19 protein-coding genes are annotated in these 21,142 nt (G+C 48.5%); 7 read left to right on the top strand and 12 right to left on the bottom strand.

What is annotated here, in order from left to right:
• Nucleotides 1-7 precede the first annotated feature (7 nt).
• The 4 genes from ABIE50_RS19920 (at nt 8) to ABIE50_RS19905 (ending at nt 4,231) form a co-directional block, all read left to right on the top strand.
• Nucleotides 8-769 carry a hypothetical protein gene (locus ABIE50_RS19920; RefSeq protein WP_209857976.1) on the top strand — a complete coding sequence of 254 codons (762 nt, stop codon included), beginning with the start codon at nt 8-10 and terminating at the stop codon, nt 767-769.
• Nucleotides 770-907: 138 nt separating this feature from the next.
• On the top strand, nt 908-2,617 hold the full coding sequence (locus tag ABIE50_RS19915) for an arylsulfatase (protein ID WP_209857975.1): 1,710 nt from the start codon (nt 908-910) through the stop codon (nt 2,615-2,617).
• A 22-nt stretch (nt 2,618-2,639) separates the two neighbouring features.
• Entirely contained in the window at nt 2,640-3,443 is an 804-nt protein-coding gene (locus ABIE50_RS19910) for a 3-keto-disaccharide hydrolase (protein WP_209857974.1), read from the top strand.
• Between the two features lie 83 nt (nt 3,444-3,526).
• The gene (locus ABIE50_RS19905) at nt 3,527-4,231 is read left to right on the top strand and encodes a GNAT family N-acetyltransferase (protein ID WP_209857973.1); all 705 of its coding nucleotides are present in this window, start codon (nt 3,527-3,529) and stop codon (nt 4,229-4,231) included.
• On the opposite strand, the gene ABIE50_RS19900 is transcribed toward ABIE50_RS19905, so the two are convergent.
• On the bottom strand, nt 4,203-5,162 hold the full coding sequence (locus ABIE50_RS19900; RefSeq protein WP_209857972.1) for a ligand-gated ion channel: 960 nt from the start codon (nt 5,160-5,162) through the stop codon (nt 4,203-4,205). The two genes, ABIE50_RS19905 and ABIE50_RS19900, sit on opposite strands and share 29 nt — an antisense overlap.
• Before the next feature lie 147 nt (nt 5,163-5,309).
• On the opposite strand from ABIE50_RS19900, the gene ABIE50_RS19895 reads away from it, so the two are divergent.
• A complete protein-coding gene (locus ABIE50_RS19895) occupies nt 5,310-8,096 on the top strand; it encodes a family 78 glycoside hydrolase catalytic domain (RefSeq protein ID WP_209857971.1) in 2,787 nt (928 codons plus the stop codon).
• Between the two features lie 28 nt (nt 8,097-8,124).
• On the opposite strand, the gene ABIE50_RS19890 is transcribed toward ABIE50_RS19895, so the two are convergent.
• Complete coding sequence (locus ABIE50_RS19890) at nt 8,125-9,393, bottom strand: Na+/H+ antiporter (protein WP_209857970.1); 1,269 nt, start codon at nt 9,391-9,393, stop codon at nt 8,125-8,127.
• A gap of 65 nt (nt 9,394-9,458) precedes the next feature.
• Nucleotides 9,459-9,788 (bottom strand): hypothetical protein, encoded by a 330-nt coding sequence (locus ABIE50_RS19885; protein ID WP_209857969.1) that lies wholly within the window; start codon nt 9,786-9,788, stop codon nt 9,459-9,461.
• A 140-nt stretch (nt 9,789-9,928) separates the two neighbouring features.
• Between ABIE50_RS19885 and ABIE50_RS19880 the strand changes: the two genes are divergently transcribed.
• A complete protein-coding gene (locus ABIE50_RS19880) occupies nt 9,929-10,588 on the top strand; it encodes a sigma-70 family RNA polymerase sigma factor (protein WP_209857968.1) in 660 nt (219 codons plus the stop codon).
• Nucleotides 10,589-10,642: 54 nt separating this feature from the next.
• Here the strand turns inward: ABIE50_RS19880 and ABIE50_RS19875 are convergent, their stop codons facing one another.
• The 7 genes from ABIE50_RS19875 to ABIE50_RS19845 form a co-directional block, all read right to left on the bottom strand.
• A complete protein-coding gene (locus ABIE50_RS19875; protein ID WP_209857967.1) occupies nt 10,643-11,212 on the bottom strand; it encodes a dihydrofolate reductase family protein in 570 nt (189 codons plus the stop codon).
• A gap of 319 nt (nt 11,213-11,531) precedes the next feature.
• The gene (gene leuB / locus ABIE50_RS19870; protein ID WP_209857966.1) at nt 11,532-12,605 is read right to left on the bottom strand and encodes a 3-isopropylmalate dehydrogenase; all 1,074 of its coding nucleotides are present in this window, start codon (nt 12,603-12,605) and stop codon (nt 11,532-11,534) included.
• An 18-nt stretch (nt 12,606-12,623) separates the two neighbouring features.
• Complete coding sequence (locus tag ABIE50_RS19865) at nt 12,624-14,147, bottom strand: hydroxymethylglutaryl-CoA lyase-like TIM-barrel protein (protein WP_209857965.1); 1,524 nt, start codon at nt 14,145-14,147, stop codon at nt 12,624-12,626.
• 17 nt (nt 14,148-14,164) lie between these two features.
• Nucleotides 14,165-14,761 carry a 3-isopropylmalate dehydratase small subunit gene (gene leuD / locus ABIE50_RS19860; RefSeq protein ID WP_142687262.1) on the bottom strand — a complete coding sequence of 199 codons (597 nt, stop codon included), beginning with the start codon at nt 14,759-14,761 and terminating at the stop codon, nt 14,165-14,167.
• A gap of 40 nt (nt 14,762-14,801) precedes the next feature.
• Nucleotides 14,802-16,205, bottom strand: a complete 1,404-nt coding sequence (gene leuC / locus ABIE50_RS19855; RefSeq protein ID WP_209857964.1) for a 3-isopropylmalate dehydratase large subunit — start codon at nt 16,203-16,205, stop codon at nt 14,802-14,804.
• Nucleotides 16,206-16,574: 369 nt separating this feature from the next.
• Nucleotides 16,575-17,780: an FAD-dependent oxidoreductase gene (locus ABIE50_RS19850; RefSeq protein ID WP_209857963.1), complete on the bottom strand. Its 1,206-nt coding sequence runs from the start codon at nt 17,778-17,780 to the stop codon at nt 16,575-16,577.
• A gap of 35 nt (nt 17,781-17,815) precedes the next feature.
• Nucleotides 17,816-18,307: a transposase gene (locus ABIE50_RS19845; RefSeq protein WP_209857962.1), complete on the bottom strand. Its 492-nt coding sequence runs from the start codon at nt 18,305-18,307 to the stop codon at nt 17,816-17,818.
• A gap of 114 nt (nt 18,308-18,421) precedes the next feature.
• On the opposite strand from ABIE50_RS19845, the gene ABIE50_RS19840 reads away from it, so the two are divergent.
• Complete coding sequence (locus ABIE50_RS19840) at nt 18,422-18,907, top strand: MarR family winged helix-turn-helix transcriptional regulator (RefSeq protein WP_209857961.1); 486 nt, start codon at nt 18,422-18,424, stop codon at nt 18,905-18,907.
• 16 nt (nt 18,908-18,923) lie between these two features.
• Here the strand turns inward: ABIE50_RS19840 and ABIE50_RS19835 are convergent, their stop codons facing one another.
• Nucleotides 18,924-20,039, bottom strand: a complete 1,116-nt coding sequence (locus tag ABIE50_RS19835) for an ABC transporter permease (protein ID WP_209857960.1) — start codon at nt 20,037-20,039, stop codon at nt 18,924-18,926.
• The gene (locus tag ABIE50_RS19830) at nt 20,036-21,142 is read right to left on the bottom strand and encodes an ABC transporter permease (RefSeq protein WP_209857959.1); all 1,107 of its coding nucleotides are present in this window, start codon (nt 21,140-21,142) and stop codon (nt 20,036-20,038) included. Before ABIE50_RS19830 ends, ABIE50_RS19835 begins: the two co-directional genes overlap by 4 nt.

The following is a 21,142-nucleotide window of genomic DNA, read 5'->3' as shown; positions in this document are numbered from 1 at the left end:
ATTGGGTATGCATCTGTTGTCTTGTAAAAAAGGAACTGTACTGGAAGGAGAGAAATTTGTGGAGGTATATATTCCATTTGTATTTAAAGCCGGTGATACGCTTGATTTATATCTGGATGGGAAACTGGTGCAAACACAAACAACAAACAGAAGCTCTTTTAATGTGGTAATGAAACAAAAGGAGCAGTTAAATATCAGTATCCATAAAACGGGTGTTGCTGTGGCTTTGATTGATACTACTGTAGCAGTTAAAACAGACAGGGTATCGCTTAGCTATGCATACGATCCCACACTGGGATTTAACCGTTTTGTAAATCCAGGTGATTTTGACCGCCCCTCCGCCGATAGCATCGCCTTCATCTTTGCAAATAAATATACCAATTTCGGATCAGGAAGAATAAATGTTACTATCTATCGCAATAATAGTAAAGACTATACAGCAAATCCGGCTGATTCTGTTACAATCATTAAAGATATTGCCCTGGGCGCCATGTCGGAAAAAATAGTGTTACCCGCGAAAACTGCCGACGGCACTAAAAATTTATATATCATTATTGTGCGGGATGCCGTTAACGGAATAGACGGCTACCAGGAATATACTACTGATTATGGAATGCCCGCCAATTCGGCCTATACTTTTATCAACGACGATAATGCCGCCAGTGCTGCAAGTGGCCTTATTAACGGTATTGCAATTGTTCCTTTTATTTACGACAGCGGTTCAAAAATATATAATCTGCCGGATGTTTCGGTAGCATTCCAGTTCTGATACCTCATTGCCTGGCTCCTCGCCAGGCTTTTTTTTCCTCTTCCCTCAAATAAATCTCCCCCGGTCATACAGTTTATTTACTTTTCTTCTCGTTTTATTTTATTTTAACGCGATGTAGTAACAAAACTGTGCGAACCCATGAAGATAAGACCAGGATCAGTTTATATCATTCCATTCCTGTTAAGTACTGTGCTGCTTACAGGATTTAAGAAAAGCAGGCCGGGGCCCAAAGATCCGAGGCCCAATATTATTGTTATACTTGCGGATGATATGGGATTTTCAGATGCCGGTTGTTATGGCGGTGAGATCCATACACCCAACATCGATTTCCTGGCGGCTAACGGTATCCGCTACACGCAGTTTTATAATACCTCCCGTTGCTGCCCCACAAGGGCTTCCCTGCTCACCGGATTGTATAACCAGCAGGCTGGTATCGGGAAGATGACCGATGCGGAGGATGAGCCCGGGTATCTTGGCCACCTTTCGGAGAATGCGGTTACCCTCGCAGAAGTATTGAAAACAGCCGGCTATCAGACCGCTATGTCGGGTAAATGGCATGTATCCAATACCAACGGGCAAAAAACAGCTGCTGAGCAAATGGCCTGGCTCAACCATCATCAAACATTCGGCGACTTTTCCCCCATCTCACAATACCCCACCAGCCGTGGTTTTGATCAGTTCTTTGGCACTATCTGGGGAGTTGTGGATTTCTTTGACCCCTTCAGCCTGGTGAGCGGAACAACGCCCATTACAAACGTGCCGGAGCACTATTATCATACAGACGCTATTAACGATACTGCCGTGGCCTATATCAAAGGTTATGCAGGTACCCAAAAGCCCTTCTTCCTTTATGTAGCACATAATGCGCCACACTGGCCGCTGATGGCGCTGCCGGAAGATATTGCGAAGTACAGGGACACCTATAGGGCAGGATGGGAAGCCATCCGCAATGCCAGGTATAACAAAATGGTGAAAATGGGATTGATTGACCCCGCTACCACGCCATTGCCCAAACGATGGAAAAGTGATCAAACCTGGGCGCAAAACCCCGATACCGCCTGGGATGCCATGGCTATGGCGGTGCATGCCGCTATGATAGACCGTATGGACCAGGGCATTGGCCGCATCATAGAAGCGCTGAAAACAACAGGACAATTGGATAATACCCTCATCCTCTTTCTGTCCGACAATGGCGCCAGCCCCGAAAACTGCGCTAACTACGGGCCAGGGTTCGATCGCCCCGATGAAACCCGCGATGGCCGCAAAATTATTTACGCCACCAAAAAACAGGCGATGCCCGGGCCGCAAACCACGTATGCCTCTATCGGGCAAACATGGGCCAATGTAGCCAATACCCCTTATCAATACTGGAAAGCCGAATCGTACGAAGGCGGTATACATACGCCTTTGATCGCCTTCTGGCCCAAAGGTATCACCGCCGGGAAAGGTGGCTTCAGTGATCATACCGGGCATGTAATGGACTTTATGTCTACCTTCGTCGAACTGGCGCATGCACAGTACCCCAGGGTGTACAATGGCCATAAGATCCCCGCCACTACCGGTACCAGCCTGTTGCCATCTTTCAGAAATAAAAATACTGCCGGGCACGATCAGCTGTTCAATGAACATTTCGGCGCAAGGTATGCGCGCTCCGGTAATTGGAAACTGGTATCGCTCAGTAACGATACCACCTGGCAATTGTTTAATCTTGCTGTGGATAAAACAGAAACCAATAACCTGGCCGCTCAATACCCCGAAAAGGTACAACAGCTGCAAACCCTTTGGTACCAATGGGCGCAAACGCACCAGGTATTTCCAAAACCCGGTAGCCGTAAAACAGTTAAATGAAATTCAACCTTTAATTACTTATATGAACAACAACCGGATTTTACCTAAACTTTTGATGATAGCCATGCTGGCAGGCAGCATGGCCTGTAATGAAGTAAAACAACCTGAAAAGAAACCCGAATGGATATCCCTGTTCAACGGTAAAGATATCAACGACTGGATCGTGAAGATCCATCACCATGAAGTAGGAGAGAACTTCGGCAATACCTTCCGGGTGGAAGACAGTATCATCAAGGTGCGCTATGATCAGTACGGCGACTTTAACGACCAGTTCGGGCATCTCTACTATAAACAACCGTTCTCACATTATCATCTCAAATTTGAGTACCGCTTTGTTGGTAAATGGTACCCCTCTGCACCGGAATACACCCTGCTGAACAGCGGCGTCATGTTCCACTCGCAGGACCCGCGGACCATGCCAAAGGAGCAGGACTGGCCCATTTCCGTGGAAATGCAGCTGCTGGCCGGCCTGGGCGATGGTAAACCACGACCTACCGGCAACATGTGCTCCCCCGGTACCAACGTGGTATATAAAGGCAAGCTGGATGAAACACACTGTATTGAATCCAGTTCCAAAACATATGAAGGCCAACAATGGGTAAGAGGAGAACTGATCGTACTGGGCGATTCCCTCATCACACACATCATCAACGGCGACACAGTATTGCAGTATTCCAAACCGCAGATCGGCGGCGGCGTGGTAAAGAATTACGACTCCACTGTTAAAGTAGATGGCAAGCTGCTTTCCAAAGGCTTTATTGCCCTGCAAAGTGAAGGGCAGCCGGTTGATTTCAGAAGGATTGAGATCATGAACCTGGAGCACTAACGGTAACGGATATATTTTAAAAGGGGCGGTTTCCTGGAAAGGGGACCGCTTTTTTTTGAAGCATCATTTCGTATATTAGATACATGAAGGAAACCGTTTTAGACAATCCCGCCTGGGAGGCGTTAACGAGCGAACACGCACACTTTGCACAAGGAACAGATCATGCCAAAAGATACCAGCAGGGAATAGTACCATTCGTTGCCTGCAGGCAAACAGATGACAACAGCATTGCCACATTGGATCCCTGGATGAATGCGGGAGAATCATTTTATATCATCGGTGAATTACCAATACTGCCAGGCAACTGGACTAAAGATAATGAACTGCCCTGCGCACAGATGGTGCTGCGGTCCGTGCCGGCGCCGCTCACTGAAAGTGATGCAGCTATGATATCGTTGCTGGGCCCTGAAGATGCGGACGATATGTACGCACTCATTAACAGTATTCAACCGGGGTACTACAACCATGGTACCCGCCTGTTGGGCAATTATTATGGAATACGGCACAATGGAACTTTGATTGCTATGGCCGGCGAACGCATGCGCATCACCGGCTTCACGGAACTAAGCGCAATTTGCACCCACCCGGATCATACCGGCCGCGGCTATGCGCAAAAGCTGATCACACAGCTATGTTACCGGCATGCAGGAGAGGGGATCACTTCTTTTTTGCATGTGGCGTTGTCGAATGAACGTGCTATACGGTTGTATGCGCATATGGGCTTTGAGCAGAGAAGGGTAATTAGTTTTTATAAAGTAACTACCTCCCATACACCGCCCCTGCAATAAAATACACATTCAGCAACGCATACACCAGTGGCACCACCAGCGATAACCCTCTGTCCAGCCGGCGGCTCTGCTCCGTTTTACCCATTTTAATAAGTTGCAGCGACCAGGCAGAAGACGTGATCACCACGAAAATAAAAAACAATGTAATGCCATGAAGTGTATCCACCAGTGTGAAAGTAGTGGAGTCGGGCAGGGAGGAGTCAATGATGTATTTGTTACCAATAGCGGCAAACAGGGAACCCACACCAAGGCCGAACCGGGAGTCGATATTGTCTGCATGAATATAAAAGCAGAGATAGGCGATCAGGAAAGAAACATACATGCCCAGGAACATCTTCCAGAATAACTGCGTGGCATCCCGGTCTATACCTATTCTCACCGTAAAATTGCTGTACTCTGTATGCGGGGTTGGGATCTTGTCATCGCCAAAGGCGGTTTCATAGGCTTTAATCCCGGTGTTGATCCTAAAGCTGTCGATGTTCCACCCCCGGAGTGTAAAACGGGGATCGAAGTGTTTGCCCAGCGAATCCACCGAAAATACTAGCGAGCCTGCATCAAACTGTGAGTTCTCAATGGAAAACCGCAGTCGTTGCCGGTCGAAGGGGAAGTTGTTAATCCGCCAGGAGTCCTTCATCACGCACTGCAGTTTCATCAGCAGGTAAACCCTGCCGTTGGAGGAGTCGATGGTGGAGTAGGACTTGGTAAATGTTTTGGCCTGCGGGATTTCAAGGTTCTGGATAAAATCGAATGCTTTATTTTTATAGGTAAGCCATAGCCACAGGTTAACGGTATACTCGCTTTGTTTGAAATCGATATCATGAATGCTGGTTATATAAATGCCGGTTTTAACCGTGTCGGGCGGTTCCTGGCGCGCAACGGCAGGAAGGATCAATAAAATAAGACAGTAGAAAAGCAGCAATGATTTTTTCATTCACATATCCTTTAGCCGTGAGTAGAAGGTTTACGCTTTTTATAAAGATACAATTCTCCCGGCAGTTAACCACTGCAGGATAGTACAGGTTGCCCGGGCAGATTTTTAGTTTTAATATCACGGTATAAAATCGCTGCATTGTTCAGTATGAAAAATACATATTCCCTCTGGCTGCTGCTGGTATTATGCACGGCCACTATCTGTGCGGCGGGGCAGTCGTCTGTATTGCCTGCCAACCTCCGTTGCGAGTACCTGGTGAATCCTCTCGGCATCGATGAGTTGCAGCCCCGCCTCAGCTGGACGCTGCTGGCGACAGATACCAATGCCCATGCCCAGCGGCAAACGGCCTATCGCATCCTGGTAGCGGCTACCGCAAAGGAACTGGATGAAAATAAAGGCGCTGTCTGGAATTCCGGTTGGGTGAGCACAGATGATATGCAGCATATCGTTTACAAGGGCAAACCCCTGCAGGATGATCAGTCGTACTTCTGGAAAGTAAGTGTAAAAGATGAGAAGGGGCGCATTTCAGCCTGGAGCCCTGCTGCGGTATGGACTACCGGTATCCTGCAACCGGGCAACTGGAAGGCGGCCTGGATAGGCACGGATGAGATCTTTGATCCCAGGCAACGCGATTGCAATATCTCCGATCCCTGGTTCCGTAAAACGTTTGATCTTAATGCGCAACCACAGAAGGCCAATATTTTTATCGCTTCTGTGGGGTTTCATGAATTATATGTGAATGGAAAAAAAATTGGGGATGGCGTGATGGCTCCGGCTGTAACCAATCACGCAAAAAGGGCGCGTTATGTTACCTACGATATTGCCGCGGCGCTACGCCCTGGAAAGAACGTGATCACCATCTGGCTCGGCACTTCCTGGTCTGTTTTCGGGCCCTATATTGCGCCGGGTAAACCGCAAACACCTATCGTTGCTGCACAGGCGGCCATCTATAATAACGACGCGGCTACACCGGCACTGTTCCTTAAAACAGACGGCACCTGGCTTACGCATCCCAGCCCGAATAAACTGCTGGGCGTATGGGATTCCAACCGCATGGGAGGGGAATTATGGGATGCAGGTAAGGAAACAGATAACTGGAACACCATCCAGGCGGATGAAAGCACCTGGCGAGCCGCTACTGAATATCATCCCCACCTGTTGCTGTCGGCCCAAATGACGGAGCCCAATAAAGTGATGAACGAAATAAAGCCCCGTTCCATAGAGGCCCGGCCGGATGGCAGTTTTCGTGTAGACATGGGCGTTAACTTCGCCGGGTGGACTGCCATCCGCGTAAAAGGTAACCCCGGCGACCGGATCGATTTCCAGTATTCGGAACGGGAACAGATGGATATGACCTTCGGCTTGCACAGCGCCTATATTATCGGGAAAAGCGGGGAGGGGGAGTTCCGCAATCATTTCAATTACAGCTCAGGGAGATGGATCACCATACGCGGACTGAAATACAAACCTGCCCCCGAAGATATCCGTGGCTGGCTGGTGCGCACGGATTATAAGCCCGCTGCCACTTTTGCCTGCTCCGATTCGCTGCAGAACTGGATCTACGACCGCGTGCGGTGGACCTACGAGAATTTATCGCTGGGTGGTTATATCGTGGATTGCCCCCAACGGGAGCGCCTCGGCTACGGAGGGGATGCACACGCTACCTGCGAAACGGGGATGTTCAATTACCATCTCGGCGCTTTTTATACCAAATGGATGGAAGACTGGCGCGATGTGCAGGGAACCGAATCCATTGTAGGCAACATGTACGATACCACCTGGGCGCATAAAGGCATCATGAGCGGCCGGCATCTTCATAAAGGGATACTGCCACATACAGCCCCCACTTTTATGGGCGGAGGCGGACCGGCATGGGGCGGCATCTGCGTGTCGCTGCCCTGGTTCCTGTACCAGCAGGAGGGCGACCGGAGAGTGCTGGAGAAGAATTTTGAGATGATAAAGAACTGGCTGGCTTTCCTGGATACACAAACTGAAAATCATCTGCTCAAAAGGTTTGGAGGCCCCTGGGATTTCCTGGGCGACTGGCTCTGGCCGGGCGCTACAGCGGAAGGCATGAACAATAATAAGCCTCAAACGGTTTGTCTGAATAACAGCTACCGCGTATTTAATTTACGCACCGCGGCAAAGATCGCCAGGGTGCTGGGAAAAAATGCCGATGCCCTGCAATGGGAGCAACAGGCCGCAGATGCAGCTAAAGCCATCAACGCCAGGTTCTACAACGCAGCAGACCATAGCTATTCTGATAGCTCCATGGCTAACCTGGCAGCGGCTTTGCTGGCAGATGTGCCACCGCCCGCAGCACGCGCAGCCGTGATGAAAAGACTGGAAACGGAGATCCTCGTAAACCGTAAAGGCCATATTCATGTAGGTATTACCGGGGGCGCGCTCCTGTTCAAACTGCTGCGCGATGAAGGCCGCGATGATCTCATTTACAGCATGACCTCCCAAACCACCTATCCCGGCTGGGGCTACATGAAAGCCAACGATGCCACTACCATTTGGGAAATGTGGGAGAAAGACCTGCCAGGACATTCCCTGTTGCATAGCTCCTATTTGTACCCGGGCGCCTGGTATATCAACGGCGTGGCGGGTATCCGCCAGGATCCGCAATCGGGCAAAGGATTCCGGCATTTCGTGGTACGTCCCCCGTTGCTCACAGAGGCACAGCTGAAATGGGCGCATGCCACCTTCAACGCTTCTGCCGGGGAAATTAAAACGGCCTGGCAGCGGGAGGGAAACAGGCTTACCCTCGAAGTAAGCGTACCGCCCAACTGCACCGCCACCGTGGAACTACCGGAACAGGAAGGCGCCCGTGTAAAAGAAAGCAGTGGCTATATGAAAAAGAAAGGTACCAGGAATGGCTATACGCTTTTTGAATTGCCCGCAGGAAAATATACGCTGCGCACAATATGATCTCCCGGAAAAAAAACGCAGCAGGATATCAATGCTGTGTTTTCTTATCCGCCGGCGAAAGCTTTAGCGCTTTTACTATCCAGGGTAAAGAAATGCCCTGGCCGATCAGGGTGATCAGTACCACCACCACAGAAATAAACAGGATGGCATTCCGCTCAGGGAAAGGGGCATTGTCTTTCAGCGTGAGCGGCAGGTTAATGGCGATAGCCAGGGATACTATGCCCCGCATGCCCGACCAGCTGATGATCAGGCTGTTCTTAAAATCGAGCAGGGCATTTTCAGTAATTCGTCCCTTCCCTTTTTTGAAAGCCTGGTCCAGGTTGATCTGTTGAAGAAATACCCTGCCCATGCGCAGCAGCAGTGCTGCTACCGTAATAATAAACCCGTAACCGATATAAGGCCAGATCTGCTCACTGGGGATGCTTTTGATGACATAGGGAAATTGCAGCCCGATAAGAATGAATATAAGACCGTTTAACAGGAAGATGATGATATCCCATATATTCCTCGACTGCTGTTTTAATTTTTCAGGGAACACTTTTCCGCTGAACCTGGAAATCAGCAGTCCCAGCATCACTACGGCAATCACGCCGGAAACATGCAGCTCTTCTGCCATCAGGTAAGTAACAAAAGGCATCAGCAGCATAAAGCTGATCGTTACCAGGTCGTTCTTATGCACCACTTTCAGGATCACTGCCAGGATCCTGCTCATCACCATACCGGCCAGTACGCCGCCTGCCATCAGCACCACAAATTCCAGGGAAGCTTTCCAGAACACAAAGGCCGTACCCATGGCCGCTGCAATGGCAAAGTGATAGGTTACCAGTGCGGAAGCGTCGTTGATGAGGCTTTCGCCTTCGAGTATGGTTGCAGTTTTATGGGAAAGCCCCAGTCCTTTGGTAATGCTCATGGCTGCCACGGCATCGGTGGCCGACAGGATAGCGCCCAGCACAAAAGCCAGTGGCCAGCTCATACCGGGAATGAGGTAATGCGCGATCACCGCAATGGCGGCCGCTGTCATAAACACCAAACCAATAGCCAGCGTGCCAATGGTATTGAAATTGGTTCTGAATTCCTGTGGGGAGATATTAAACGCAGCATCGTACAGCAGGGGCGGAAGAAATATCAGGAACACAATATCCGGGTTCAACGTGATATTTGGCAGGGCGGGAATAAATCCGATACCTATTCCCGCAGAGATCAGCAGCACCGGGTAAGGTAGCTTTATTTTGTCTGCCATGGCAGACAGGATGATCATGATAGCCAGTATAAAAATGACGATGCTGTAATTCTCCATACCATTTGTTTGTTTGCAAATGTATAGTTTTAATGAAATAAGCAGCATCTGCCGGGCCGCGGGTGTCAGGAGGCTTTACTGATCTGTTGTTCCCGCCATTTAATAAACATGATATGATAGGCAAATTCAAGATACAGGTGATCGTCCAGCATTTCCAGCACCAGCATTTTCCGCTGGGCGCTGTCCCCGTTGTTTTGTCTGATGCGATCATATTGCGCCAGCTGATCCTGTAACGCAGCTTCCATTGATTTTACCAACGCCGGGAATGCCGTAATAGCCGTACCGGTAATGAGCTTTCCCTTGGCGGTTGCCTTCAGCTCCTGGATCTTCTGATGGGTCAGTTCCGGCATTTTTATGCCTGGAAGATGAAAAACATTATTGGGTTGTGTCGCCATGCTTCACAGAATTGGGTTAGTTAAAAATGAGGGAAGTTGACGGACCCTCTACTTATTAGAGTATAAAAATTCCGGATGGTTACAAAAACTTAGAAGTTTTTGTAACTTCCTTCCAGAATAACCATCCTAATGAAATCATAATGACTACACTGCAACAAACAGACACTGAAATAGACAATGATCTTATCAAGAGAGTGCTGGCCGGAGAACCCCAACTGTATGAACAGCTGATGCGCCGTCACAACGCCCGCCTGTTCAGGATCGGGATGACAATGCTGGACAACGATATGGATGCGGAAGACGCCATGCAGACCACCTATATCAATGCCTATGTTAATCTTGATAAGTTCAGGCAGGAATCCTCCTTTGGTACCTGGCTTACCAGGATACTGGTCAATGAGTGCAGCCAGCTGCTGAAGAAAAGGAACAGGCTGCCAAGTGAAGATATCTCCGTACTGGATGATCATCACCCTTCAAATGCCGCGGGCATAAAAGAATCGCCGGTATCGAAAGTCATCAACAAGGAATTGGGAAGGGCACTGGAGCTTGCCTTGCTGCAGGTACCGGAAAAATACCGGCTGGTGTTTGTAATGAGGGAGATAGAGGGGTTGAATGTGGCCGCTACAGCAGCTGCGTTGAACATCTCCACGGTAAACGTAAAGGTAAGATATATCAGGGCCCGGCTCATGCTGCGCGGGAAGATCTCTGATTACTATAAGAACGACCTGGTGTTCCCGTTCCATCTTATCCGCTGCGACAGGGTGGTTTTTTATGTGCTGGACAAACTTGGTCTCAGGTAATGATACTAAGAACAAACGGCTGATAGCAACTATCAGCCGTTTGTTTAAAAGAAGTTATTTTTTTTCGTAGTGCATACACACCACACCGCTGGATGCAAACGCCGTGGAGGCCACCAGCTTTAAGTTAACCCGCTCCCGGATACCTTTGAATAAAGGTATGCCTTCGCCTATTAATACCGGGTTTATAAACAGCCAGAATTCATCTACCAGCTGGTGCTGCATCAGCGACTGTGTAGCGCGGGGACTGCCGAAAATGATGATCTCTTTGCCGGGCAATTGTTTCAATGCGCTTATCTTCCCATGGAAATCATCGCTGAGCACCGTGGTCTTATCTTTTTGCAGTCCTTTGAGGGTGTTGGACAAAACGATCTTGTCTACCTGATTATACCAGGTGGAATGCTCAATGTCGTGTTTGGAGGCCTTGGGCTTATCGGCGGCGGTAGGCCAATAGCTTTCCATCAATTCATAAGTAACCCTTCCGTATAGGGCGGTGTCTGACTCGTTGGTACGTTGTGCGGCAAAATCAAATATTTCATCATTCACACTGATCCAGTCCATTTCCCCGGCAGGTCCGGCTACAAAACCATCCAGGGATACGTGCATGAAGGAAACTATTTTTCTCATAATGATATGTTTTTAAGTACGATACAAACATAGCCCGTAAAGCTGATACCGTTGTGGTGCAATCCTGACATTTATAGGGGAGATTCCGTCATGTTACATCGGGCTACAGTATGGATACTCCCAGGTTGGCCCATATATCCTCCGTATATACGCCATAGTTTCGCCATTGTTGCCTTGTATCTTTAAGATATGGCTTATATATATATTGCCTGTGTGGGCAGATAGTATATCTTACCCGTAGCTGGTACTGGCCTTGGATATAAAGCAACAAAGCCTCCCCACGGGGGGAGGCTTTTGTTTTATATGTTGTCAGTATTGCCTAGATTAATTTCAGCACTTCTTCTCCCATCGCATGGGTACCCAGGATCTTATCGGCCGGGGTTTGTTTGTCGGCGATATCACCGGTGCGGAAACCGGCTTTCAGTACCCCGTCTACAGCGCTGATCACTGCTTCAGACTCGGCTTTCATGCCAAAGGAAATATCCAGCAGCAGGGCGGCCGACAGCACGGAGGCCAGCGGGTTGGCTACACCTTTGCCGGTAATATCGTGTGCGGAACCATGAATGGGCTCGTACACGCCGGTACCGTCGCCAATTGAGGCGGAGGCCAGCATACCCATGGAACCGGCTATCTGTGAAGCTTCATCTGTGAGGATGTCGCCAAAGAGATTGGCGGTAACCACTACATCGAAGCGGCGCGGATCCTTGATCAGCAGCATGGCGGTGGCGTCTACGAACTGGTGTTCCACTTCCACATCCGGATAGTCTGTCGCTACCTTCTGTACTACTTCGCGCCAGAGGCGGGAGGTTTCAATGACGTTGGCTTTGTCTACAGAGCAGAGCTTTTTCCTGCGGGTACGGGCGGCTTCAAAAGCTTTGCGCGCAATGCGCTCTACTTCGTAGCGACTGTATTCCGCAATATCGTAGGCGGTATCGCCATTGTTTTTCCTGCCTTTTTCACCGAAGTAAATGTCGCCGGTCAGTTCCCGGAAAAACAGGATATCGGCGCCTTTCAGTATTTCAGGCTTGATGCTGGAAGCGCCCAGCAGCTCATCAAATAATTTGATAGGGCGGAGGTTGGCATATAGTCCCAGTTCCTTGCGCATTTTCAGCAGGCCCTGTTCAGGTCTTACCTTGGCGGATGGGTCGTTATCGTATTTAGGATGTCCTACAGCGCCAAACAGCACTGCGTCGGATTTGCGCATCTTTTCCAGCGATTCGTCCGGTAAGGGGTTACCGGTAGCTTCAATGGCTACATGGCCTATCAGCGCTTCATCGTATGTAAAGGTATGTCCGAATTTTGCAGCGATCTTGTCTAATACCTTTTTTCCTACTGCAGTTACTTCCTGTCCGATTCCATCTCCCGGAACAATTAAAATATGTTTGGTAGCCATTCAGTTGTTATTGATAGTTTAGATTAGGTTCAGCATTTTTTGGGTAGCCTTGATCGCGGATACGGTTTGGTCGCTGTCCAACCCCCTGGTCTTGAATTCCTTGTTATTCAGGCGCCAGGTGATGATGGTTTCGCAGAGTGCATCGCTTTTACCGCCGGGAGGAATGCGCACGGCATAGTCGGTCAGCGGGGGCAGTTCCTTTTTGAGCTTCTTATATACTTTCTTTAGTGCATTCATGAATGCATCGTACTGGCCGTCGCCCTGCGAGTGTTCCTCGTATACTTCCCCGTTAACTGAGATCTTCAGGGTAACGGAGGGGTTCAGGTTTTTGGAGTGGGTGAGCACATAATTTTCTATGGTCACCTTTTCCTCGATGCGGTTGCTGTCCAGCACATCGGAAATAATATAAGGCAGGTCTGCCTGTGTAAGCACCTCTTTTCGGTCGCCCAGTTCAATGATGCGCTGGGTTACCTTTTTCAGATCGGGGTCCGACAGTTTGATGCCCAGCTGTTGCAGGTTGTTTTCTATATTGGCTTTACCGCTGGTTTTGCCCAGTGCGTATTTACGGGTGCGGCCAAAGCGTTCCGGCATCAGGTCGCTGAAATAAAGTTTGTTTTTCTTGTCGCCGTCCGCATGGATGCCAGCTGTTTGTGTAAATACGTTTTCCCCTACAATAGGTTTGTTTACCGGGATGCGGAAGCCGGAGAATGTTTCCACCAGCTTGCTTACGGTATACAGTGATGTTTCCGCCACAGATGTTTTTACTTCCGGCAGGAAATCGTTCATCACTGCAATAGCGCTGGCGAGGGAGGCGTTACCGGCTCTTTCGCCCATCCCGTTGATGGTAAGATGAATGCCGTGTGCGCCGGCCTTAACGCCCTCCAGTACATTGGCGGTACCGAGGTCGTAATCGTTGTGCGCGTGGAAATCGAAGTGGCTTTCCGGGTAGCGCTGCACGATCTCTGTAACAAATTCCCTTACTTCATCGGGTGTAAGCACGCCCAGGGTATCCGGCAGCATAATGCGCTTTACGGGCACCGTTTGGAGGAAGTCGAGATACTGGAATACATAGTCCCTCGAATGGCGCATTCCATTGCTCCAGTCTTCCAGGTATACATTGCATTCCAGTCCTTTTTTCCTTGCCAGTGCTATCACGGCGGCTACTTCCGCAAAATGTTCAGCGGGCTTTTTCTTTAACTGGTGTGTTAAATGATTCAGCGAGCCTTTGGTGAGCAGGTTCATTACCCTGGCGCCGGCTTTCAGCATCCATTCCACAGATACATCACCATCCACGAAGGTGAGCACTTCCACTTTATTTAATAAGCCGTTGGTTTTGGCCCATTTGGTAATTGCCTTTACCGCAGCAAACTCGCCTTCGGAAACCCGGGCGGAGGCAATTTCAATCCTGTCCACTTTTACTTCCGTCAGTAAAAGTTGTGCGATGGTTAGTTTCTCTGAGGGCGAAAAGGATACTCCGCTGGTTTGTTCACCGTCACGGAGTGTGGTGTCCATTATTTCAACGTGGCGCTGGGTCACTGGCATAATACTTATGGAATATTTTAGTAGAGGCTCTTGTCGGCGAACGCTTTTATTTCGTCTTTCATAGCCTGCAGGTAATCGATATCATCATAGCCATTCATCAGGTTATGCTTTTTATAGCTGTTGATGTCAAAAGACTCGCTTTCACCGGTAGCGGGAATGGTGATGGTTTGTGCTTCCAGGTTCACTTCCAATTCTGCTTTAGGATCGGATTCTATAGCGGTGAATATTTTATCGAGGAACTCAGGGCTTACCTGTACGGGTAAGATACCGATATTTAAAGAGTTGTTTTTGAAGATGTCGGCAAAGAAGCTGGACACCACACAACGGAACCCGTAGTCGTAGATGGCCCAGGCGGCGTGCTCGCGGCTGCTGCCGCTGCCGAAGTTTTTGCCTGCTACCAGTATTTTACCGGAGTAGATCGGGTTGTTTAAAACGAAATCTTTTTTTGGTGTGCCGTCTGATTCGTAGCGCCAGTCGCGGAACAGGTTGTCGCCAAAGCCTTTGCGCTCGGTTGCTTTCAGGAAGCGGGCGGGAATGATCTGGTCGGTGTCCACATTTTCAATGGGCATGGGTACTGCTGTACTCCTTAATATCGTGAATTTATCGTAAGCCATTTTTTGTTGATCGTTTATAAATATTGTAAGAAGGGGATGATTAGGCAATCAGTTCTCTCGGGTCGGTCACTACACCGGTTACTGCTGCTGCAGCGGCTACCAGCGGGCTTGCCAGCATGGTCCTGGAACCGGGTCCCTGTCTGCCTTCAAAGTTCCTGTTACTGGTGCTCACAGCGTATTTACCGGCGGGCACCTTATCATCGTTCATAGCCAGGCAGGCAGAACATCCGGGCTGACGCAGCTGGAAACCTGCTTCAGTCAGGATATCGAGGATGCCTTCATCTTTAATCTGTTGTTCTACAATGTGCGAACCGGGAACGATCCAGGCGGTTACGTGATCTGCTTTCTTTCTTCCTTTTACAATAGAGGCAAATGCGCGGAAATCTTCAATACGGCCGTTGGTACAGCTGCCAATGAATACATAATCCACTTTTTTACCGAGCATAGCTTCTTCTTCATGGAAGCCCATGTACTGCAATGATTTTTCGTAGCTGGTTTTGCTGTCGCCCGCCAGGGCAGAAGGGATATGTTTGGTGATACCCATGCCCATACCGGGGTTGGTACCATAAGTGATCATCGGCTCAATGTCTGCCGCATCAAAGGTGTATTCCTTATCAAATACAGCGCCTTCGTCTGTCCGCAGCGTTTTCCAGTAAGCCAGGGCTTTATCCCATGCTTCTCCTTTAGGCGCTTTCTCACGGCCATTAATATAATTGTAGGTGGTTTCGTCCGGGGCAATAATACCGCCGCGGGCGCCCATCTCGATGCTCATATTACAAACGGTCATACGGCCTTCCATGCTCATGTTTTCAAACACATCGCCCGCATACTCTACAAAGTACCCGGTAGCGCCGGCGGCTGTAAGCTTAGAAATAATATACAGCGTTACATCTTTTGGTGTAATGCCTTTACCCAGTTTACCTGTTACGTTGATGCGCATTTTCTTAGGTTTGGGCTGCATAATGCACTGGGAGGAGAGCACCATTTCTACCTCAGAGGTACCGATACCAAATGCAATGGCTCCGAAAGCGCCATGGGTAGAGGTGTGGGAGTCGCCGCACACGATGGTCATACCCGGCAGGGTGATGCCGTTTTCCGGGCCTACCACGTGCACAATACCATTTTTCGGGTTACCCAATCCCCAGTGGGAGATACCATATTTGTTGGAATTCGTTTCCAGTGCTTTCAGCTGGTTGGCGGAAAGCGGGTCCTGCACCGGCAAATGCTGGTTGATGGTTGGCGTATTGTGATCGGCTGTGGCAAAGGTCTTTTCAGGAAACATTACCTTTAAACCCCTGTTCTCCATTCCAAGAAAAGCCACAGGGCTGGTTACTTCATGAATAAAGTGGCGGTCGATAAAAAATACATCCGGGCCATCTTCAATTTTCCTCACAACATGTGAATCCCATACTTTGTCAAATAAGGTAGCGGGTTTATTGCTCATTTTTTAAAAATTTTAAAAGTAGCTACTTGATTGTTCAAATTTATTCATAAAATCTATTTTATTTCAATATTTTTTCTAAGGATACGGCTTAAAAGACCCTATAATAGCAGTGGCGACGGGCATTTGGGCTTGTTTTACAATGTATTGAGCTGATAGTCAGTACTTTGTAATTTTTCGATATTTCACTTGGAAACCCGCATATTTTAGATAGTTGTGCGCGGATAGTAATATGTTAAGGAGATATATACTGAATAAAAGTATAATATGATTGGGGCGGCTGTTGGAAGTTTCCTGAAAAGCGCAATCCGCTGCCGGATTGCGTGCGGATTTACTGACTACAGGAAATATGCAGGATTTAAAGAGGATTGATCAAGTCATGGTTAAAGGATCCTTGAAATTTACCTCATCAACTTTATAAGAGTATACCCAATCCATTTTTTTCTTTTCCAGGCTGATAAAGTGTTTCAGGAAAATGTCCCGGAAGAAGGTGGCGACCGGGTTGGCTTTTGATTTGGATTTCCCGATTTTTCTGGCCTGTGCCACTACTTTTTCCACCCTTTTCTGCCGCAACGCCTGAAAGACCTGAAACGCCTTTTCCGGTTCCCCATATTTTGTCAGGCATTTCGCGAGTATGGCACTGTCTTCCAGAGCAAGCGATGCGCCCTGGCCGGTATGCGGAGATATGGCGTGTGCGGCGTCGCCGATCAGGCATATATTTTTAGTATACCATTTTTCCAGCTGGGGCATATCATAGATAGGGTAGGCAAAAAGATCCCGGGTGGCGTTAATGATCTCCGTTATTTTATGGTGATCTTCCCGGTGGAGTTTCAACAGTTTCGTTTTGATTTCCTGTTGCAGGACAGGATCAATCTTTCTGCGGTCCGGTTCCTTTTTCCGGTAAAAGTTATTGAACCACCACACTTCTCCCTTGTTGGAGGTGGCATAAGCAAAGAACGCGCGCTCCCCGAAGGTCATGTTGATAGCCCCACTTGTATCCTGCCAGTCCGGCATGTTCACAATGGCGCCAGTGGACAAAAGTTCTGTAAAAACGGGCCCGGGACTGTGTGGGAATACAATACTCCTGCATCTTGAGTGGATGCCGTCTGCGCCGATCAGGATGTCAAAATCATCTGATACCCCCCTGGATGTACGGACAGTTATCTTTCCCCCGGAATCATCGATAGATTCCAGCCGGCAATCGTATTCGACTGTACAGCCCAGGGATGCTAGCTTGTCGTGTAAAAGACGGGTTATGGCCGATCTTCTGACCTGGATGCTTTCTATTCCGTATTGTTCCTTTTGGGAGGCCGTATCAAGGCTGGCGATGCATTTGCCGCGTGCATTCAGGAAATGTAAGGTTCCGGGGCAATAATCGTCATACAGTCTGGAGATATCGGTCAGTCCACGGAGGATATTCAATCCATTCGGTGATATACCGATAAACAAGCCTTCTTCTATCTGGCTCTTTTGGCGGCTTTCAATGATGCTGACTCCGACTCCCTGTTTAATGAGCGCTATCGCCAATGCCGGCCCTGCAATTCCTGCTCCGGCAATCAATACCTTTTTCCCTTTCATGTAATACTGTTTGTAATATTTTCGGATATCTGGTTTTATTCCTCTCTGGGTTTTACAGCGCGTATCAGAAGCACGGTATAGCCGAAGTTGACCATCACATAAATGGCTACACGCAGGTAGTTGAGCAGCTTCCAGGTAGTGGCTTTTTCCAGTAAAGCAACATCTGTTCCCGGCTGTACATCCAGGGCCATAAAACTCATGAGGGTGGGAGCGAAGTAAGTCAGTGTCCATACGCGCATGGCAATATGCACCGCAAAGAGCATGAGCATGATGTTTCTCCTCTTCCGAAGGCGCCAGTTAAAGGCGATAGCCAGAATTAGTACCAGGTCATGGACGGAATGTACGATCATCCAGAAGTACTTAAAGTCGAGTCCATGCGGGCCTTTGAAAAAGAAAAGCGATTCCGGCGGAGCAGCAGTCCATGCCGGCACCATGAGAGCGGTTTCCCAAAGCTGGGCGCCATTCATTACAAAATAAAGTGCAGTAGCAAAAAATAACCATATACTTGCCCTGTATGTGTTGTCCATAGCCATTTTGTTCCTATTTACGGTTTTATACCTGGTACTTTTGTTATCTTTGTAATCGAGTAATTTATCTGCCTAACAAAGTATCTCTGTGACAAAGATAAATATTTTTATATCGTGAGTAAAAAAAATATCGGGCGAAACGCCAAAGTGGACCAGATACAGGAACTGACCAAGGAGTTTTCCACCTTAACAGTGGTGATGCATCAATCCATTGCGCAAGCTGCGGGGCTGGCGGCAACTGATCACAAATACATAGACCTGTTGCTGAAACACGGATCAATGACTGCCGGAAGGCTTTCGGAATTAAGCGGTTTGTCTACCGGGTCAGTGACCGGGATGATCGACCGGCTGGAAAGGGAGAACCTGGTGAGGCGGGAAAGGGACCCGGTTGACAGAAGGAAAGTAGTGGTTGTTTTAAACAGGGAAGAGGCATTTCAGCGGATAGGCCCGGCGTTTAAAGACATGATGGCCGACGTGGAAAAATTGTACGACGGGTTCACGGTACCGGAACTGCATACCGTTCAAAAATACCTGGAAGCCGTTATTGCGTTTACAAAAAAGCAGATTGCGGGGATGAACGAAAAACAATCGTCCAGGTAGTTATAGTTGAGCTTTCTCAGCTTGTTTTCCTGTAATTAACTATAGCCCAGCTGTTCAGCACTATGGCAAATAAGCCCAGGTACAGCAGCTCCATGTACACATCTGTAAAACCGCTGCCTGTTAGTACGATCATCCTGATCACCCGGATAAAATGGGTGACCGGCGTTAAATTGGCGATCAGTTTTGCCCAGGGCGGCATGCTGTCTACCGAAGTGAACAGCCCGCTCATCAGCATAAAGATCATCACAAAAAAGAACGCCACAAACATGGCTTGTAACTGGTTGCTGGTATAGGTAGATATCAGCAGCCCAAAGCCCAGTAGTGCTACCATATATACGGCGGCAAATACATATAGTGTTACGAAGCTTCCTACCGGCCATATGCCGTATACGACCCAGGCTACCAGCAGCCCAATTGTAAACACAATCATGCCCACCACCCAGAACGGGATCAGCTTACCAAGTATGAACTGCCACTTTTGGATAGGGGTTACATTGATCTGTTCAATGGTGCCCACTTCTTTTTCTCGTACAATATTTAAAGCCGACATCGACCCGCCGATCAGTGTAAGCAGCAGCACCAGTATAGCCGGCACCACATAAAACCGGTATTCCGCCAAAGGATTAAACCAGTTGGAATAGGCAATATCTATCATACCCGCCGGCGCAGCCATGTTCCTGCCTATGTTCACCGGGATGTCTTTATTAAAGTCTGCGATCACCATGAGAAGATAGTTGCCGCCAATGGCTGCCTTGGTACCATTGATGGCATCCACGGATACGCCTATACGCTGTTGCCCTTCCCTGATAAGATGGCTTTCAAAGTTGGGAGGGATCTCCAGCAGCACATCGGCCTTTTCTGTTTCAATATACCTGATGGCGCTCTGGAAGGAAGGCGCTGCCGCCACTATTTTGAAATAACCGGAGGCGCCTATCTTTGCCACCAGCTGCTGTGAATAAGAGCTATGATCATTGTCTACCACCGCGATGTTCACGCTCTTCACATCAAAGTTCATAGCCAGCGGAAAAATGATCAGCTGTATGGTAGGCATGGCAAACATCATGGCCAGGATGATTTTATCCCGGAAGATCTGCCTGAACTCTTTTTTAAGCAGGTAACGCAGCACTCTCATGATAAGCGTGTTTTAAAATTCTTAAGTGCAATGAAAAGCAGCACGACGGTCATACCCAGCAGTACTAGCGTTTCTTTCCATACATATTCAAATCCAAGTCCTTTCAGCATTACCGATTTTATGATCAGGAAATACCAGCGGGAAGGAATAATATCGGAGATGATCCGGAACACCAGCGGCATATTCTCTATGGGAAACATAAAACCGGTAAAGATCATAGTAGGGATCATCATGCCCATCATCGACAGCAGCAGTGCGGTTTGCTGGGAGTTGGTGGTATTGGAGATCATCAGCCCGAACGATAAACAGGTAATGATGAATAACATACTTTCCATAAACAGAAGCAAGATGCTGCCTTTGATGCCCACATCCAGTACAAACACTGCCAGCACCAGGATCAGGATAAAATTAGCCAGCGATAAAATCAGGTAAGGAATGGCTTTAGCCACCAGTACCATCAGCGGTTTAAACGGAGATACCAGTAATATTTCCATGGTGCCCAGTTCTTTTTCCCGTACTACCGATACCGAGGTAAGTGCCGTGCACACGATCATGAGCACCAGTGCCATTACACCGGGGATGAAGTTCAGGGAGCCATTGCCTTCTTCATTGTACAGCATCCGTGTTTCAGGGATGATGGTATAGGGCAGCTGCTGGGCCGGGCTGATCTCCTGCTGGTAAGCCGTGGTGATGGCAGTGATGTAATTGACCACGGTTTTGGCTGTATTGGGATCGGAGCCGTCTGCAATGATCTGCAGCTGCGCCGTACCTCCATGTTGCAGATCGTTGCCAAAGCCGGCCGGGAAGATCAGCGCGCATTTGGCCTTTCCTTTTTTAAAGGCGTCTTCTATATCGTTGTAGTCGATAGAGCTTTCATTAACGACGAAATAGGACGATGATTTTATTTTACGGATCAGCTCCTGCGTGTTCACATCCCGCGAATTATCAATTACTGTAAGTGTTATATTCTTTACCTCGCTGGTGAGCGCAAAACCAAACAGCACGATCTGCACCACCGGTAGTCCGAACATGATCAGTAAGGTCCGCCTGTCGCGGAATACATGGAAAAATTCTTTCCTGATAAAAACAAAAAGCTGTTTCAT

The sequence above is a fragment of the Chitinophaga sp. OAE865 genome, from assembly GCF_040546735.1.
Lineage (GTDB): Bacteria > Bacteroidota > Bacteroidia > Chitinophagales > Chitinophagaceae > Chitinophaga > Chitinophaga polysaccharea_A.
This window is presented reverse-complemented; position numbering and strand designations above follow the sequence as displayed.

What these genes read in the sequence shown, in the direction of transcription:
- ABIE50_RS19920 (WP_209857976.1), top strand. Translation starts at nt 8, where the DNA reads ATGCATCTGTTGTCTTGTAAAAAAGGAACTGTACTGGAAGGAGAGAAA.
- ABIE50_RS19915 (WP_209857975.1), top strand. Translation starts at nt 908, where the DNA reads ATGAAGATAAGACCAGGATCAGTTTATATCATTCCATTCCTGTTAAGT.
- ABIE50_RS19910 (WP_209857974.1), top strand. Translation starts at nt 2,640, where the DNA reads ATGAACAACAACCGGATTTTACCTAAACTTTTGATGATAGCCATGCTG.
- ABIE50_RS19905 (WP_209857973.1), top strand. Translation starts at nt 3,527, where the DNA reads ATGAAGGAAACCGTTTTAGACAATCCCGCCTGGGAGGCGTTAACGAGC.
- ABIE50_RS19900 (WP_209857972.1), bottom strand. Translation starts at nt 5,162, where the DNA reads ATGAAAAAATCATTGCTGCTTTTCTACTGTCTTATTTTATTGATCCTT.
- ABIE50_RS19895 (WP_209857971.1), top strand. Translation starts at nt 5,310, where the DNA reads ATGAAAAATACATATTCCCTCTGGCTGCTGCTGGTATTATGCACGGCC.
- ABIE50_RS19890 (WP_209857970.1), bottom strand. Translation starts at nt 9,393, where the DNA reads ATGGAGAATTACAGCATCGTCATTTTTATACTGGCTATCATGATCATC.
- ABIE50_RS19885 (WP_209857969.1), bottom strand. Translation starts at nt 9,788, where the DNA reads ATGGCGACACAACCCAATAATGTTTTTCATCTTCCAGGCATAAAAATG.
- ABIE50_RS19880 (WP_209857968.1), top strand. Translation starts at nt 9,929, where the DNA reads ATGACTACACTGCAACAAACAGACACTGAAATAGACAATGATCTTATC.
- ABIE50_RS19875 (WP_209857967.1), bottom strand. Translation starts at nt 11,212, where the DNA reads ATGAGAAAAATAGTTTCCTTCATGCACGTATCCCTGGATGGTTTTGTA.
- leuB (WP_209857966.1), bottom strand. Translation starts at nt 12,605, where the DNA reads ATGGCTACCAAACATATTTTAATTGTTCCGGGAGATGGAATCGGACAG.
- ABIE50_RS19865 (WP_209857965.1), bottom strand. Translation starts at nt 14,147, where the DNA reads ATGCCAGTGACCCAGCGCCACGTTGAAATAATGGACACCACACTCCGT.
- leuD (WP_142687262.1), bottom strand. Translation starts at nt 14,761, where the DNA reads ATGGCTTACGATAAATTCACGATATTAAGGAGTACAGCAGTACCCATG.
- leuC (WP_209857964.1), bottom strand. Translation starts at nt 16,205, where the DNA reads ATGAGCAATAAACCCGCTACCTTATTTGACAAAGTATGGGATTCACAT.
- ABIE50_RS19850 (WP_209857963.1), bottom strand. Translation starts at nt 17,780, where the DNA reads ATGAAAGGGAAAAAGGTATTGATTGCCGGAGCAGGAATTGCAGGGCCG.
- ABIE50_RS19845 (WP_209857962.1), bottom strand. Translation starts at nt 18,307, where the DNA reads ATGGACAACACATACAGGGCAAGTATATGGTTATTTTTTGCTACTGCA.
- ABIE50_RS19835 (WP_209857960.1), bottom strand. Translation starts at nt 20,039, where the DNA reads ATGAGAGTGCTGCGTTACCTGCTTAAAAAAGAGTTCAGGCAGATCTTC.
- ABIE50_RS19830 (WP_209857959.1), bottom strand. Translation starts at nt 21,142, where the DNA reads ATGAAACAGCTTTTTGTTTTTATCAGGAAAGAATTTTTCCATGTATTC.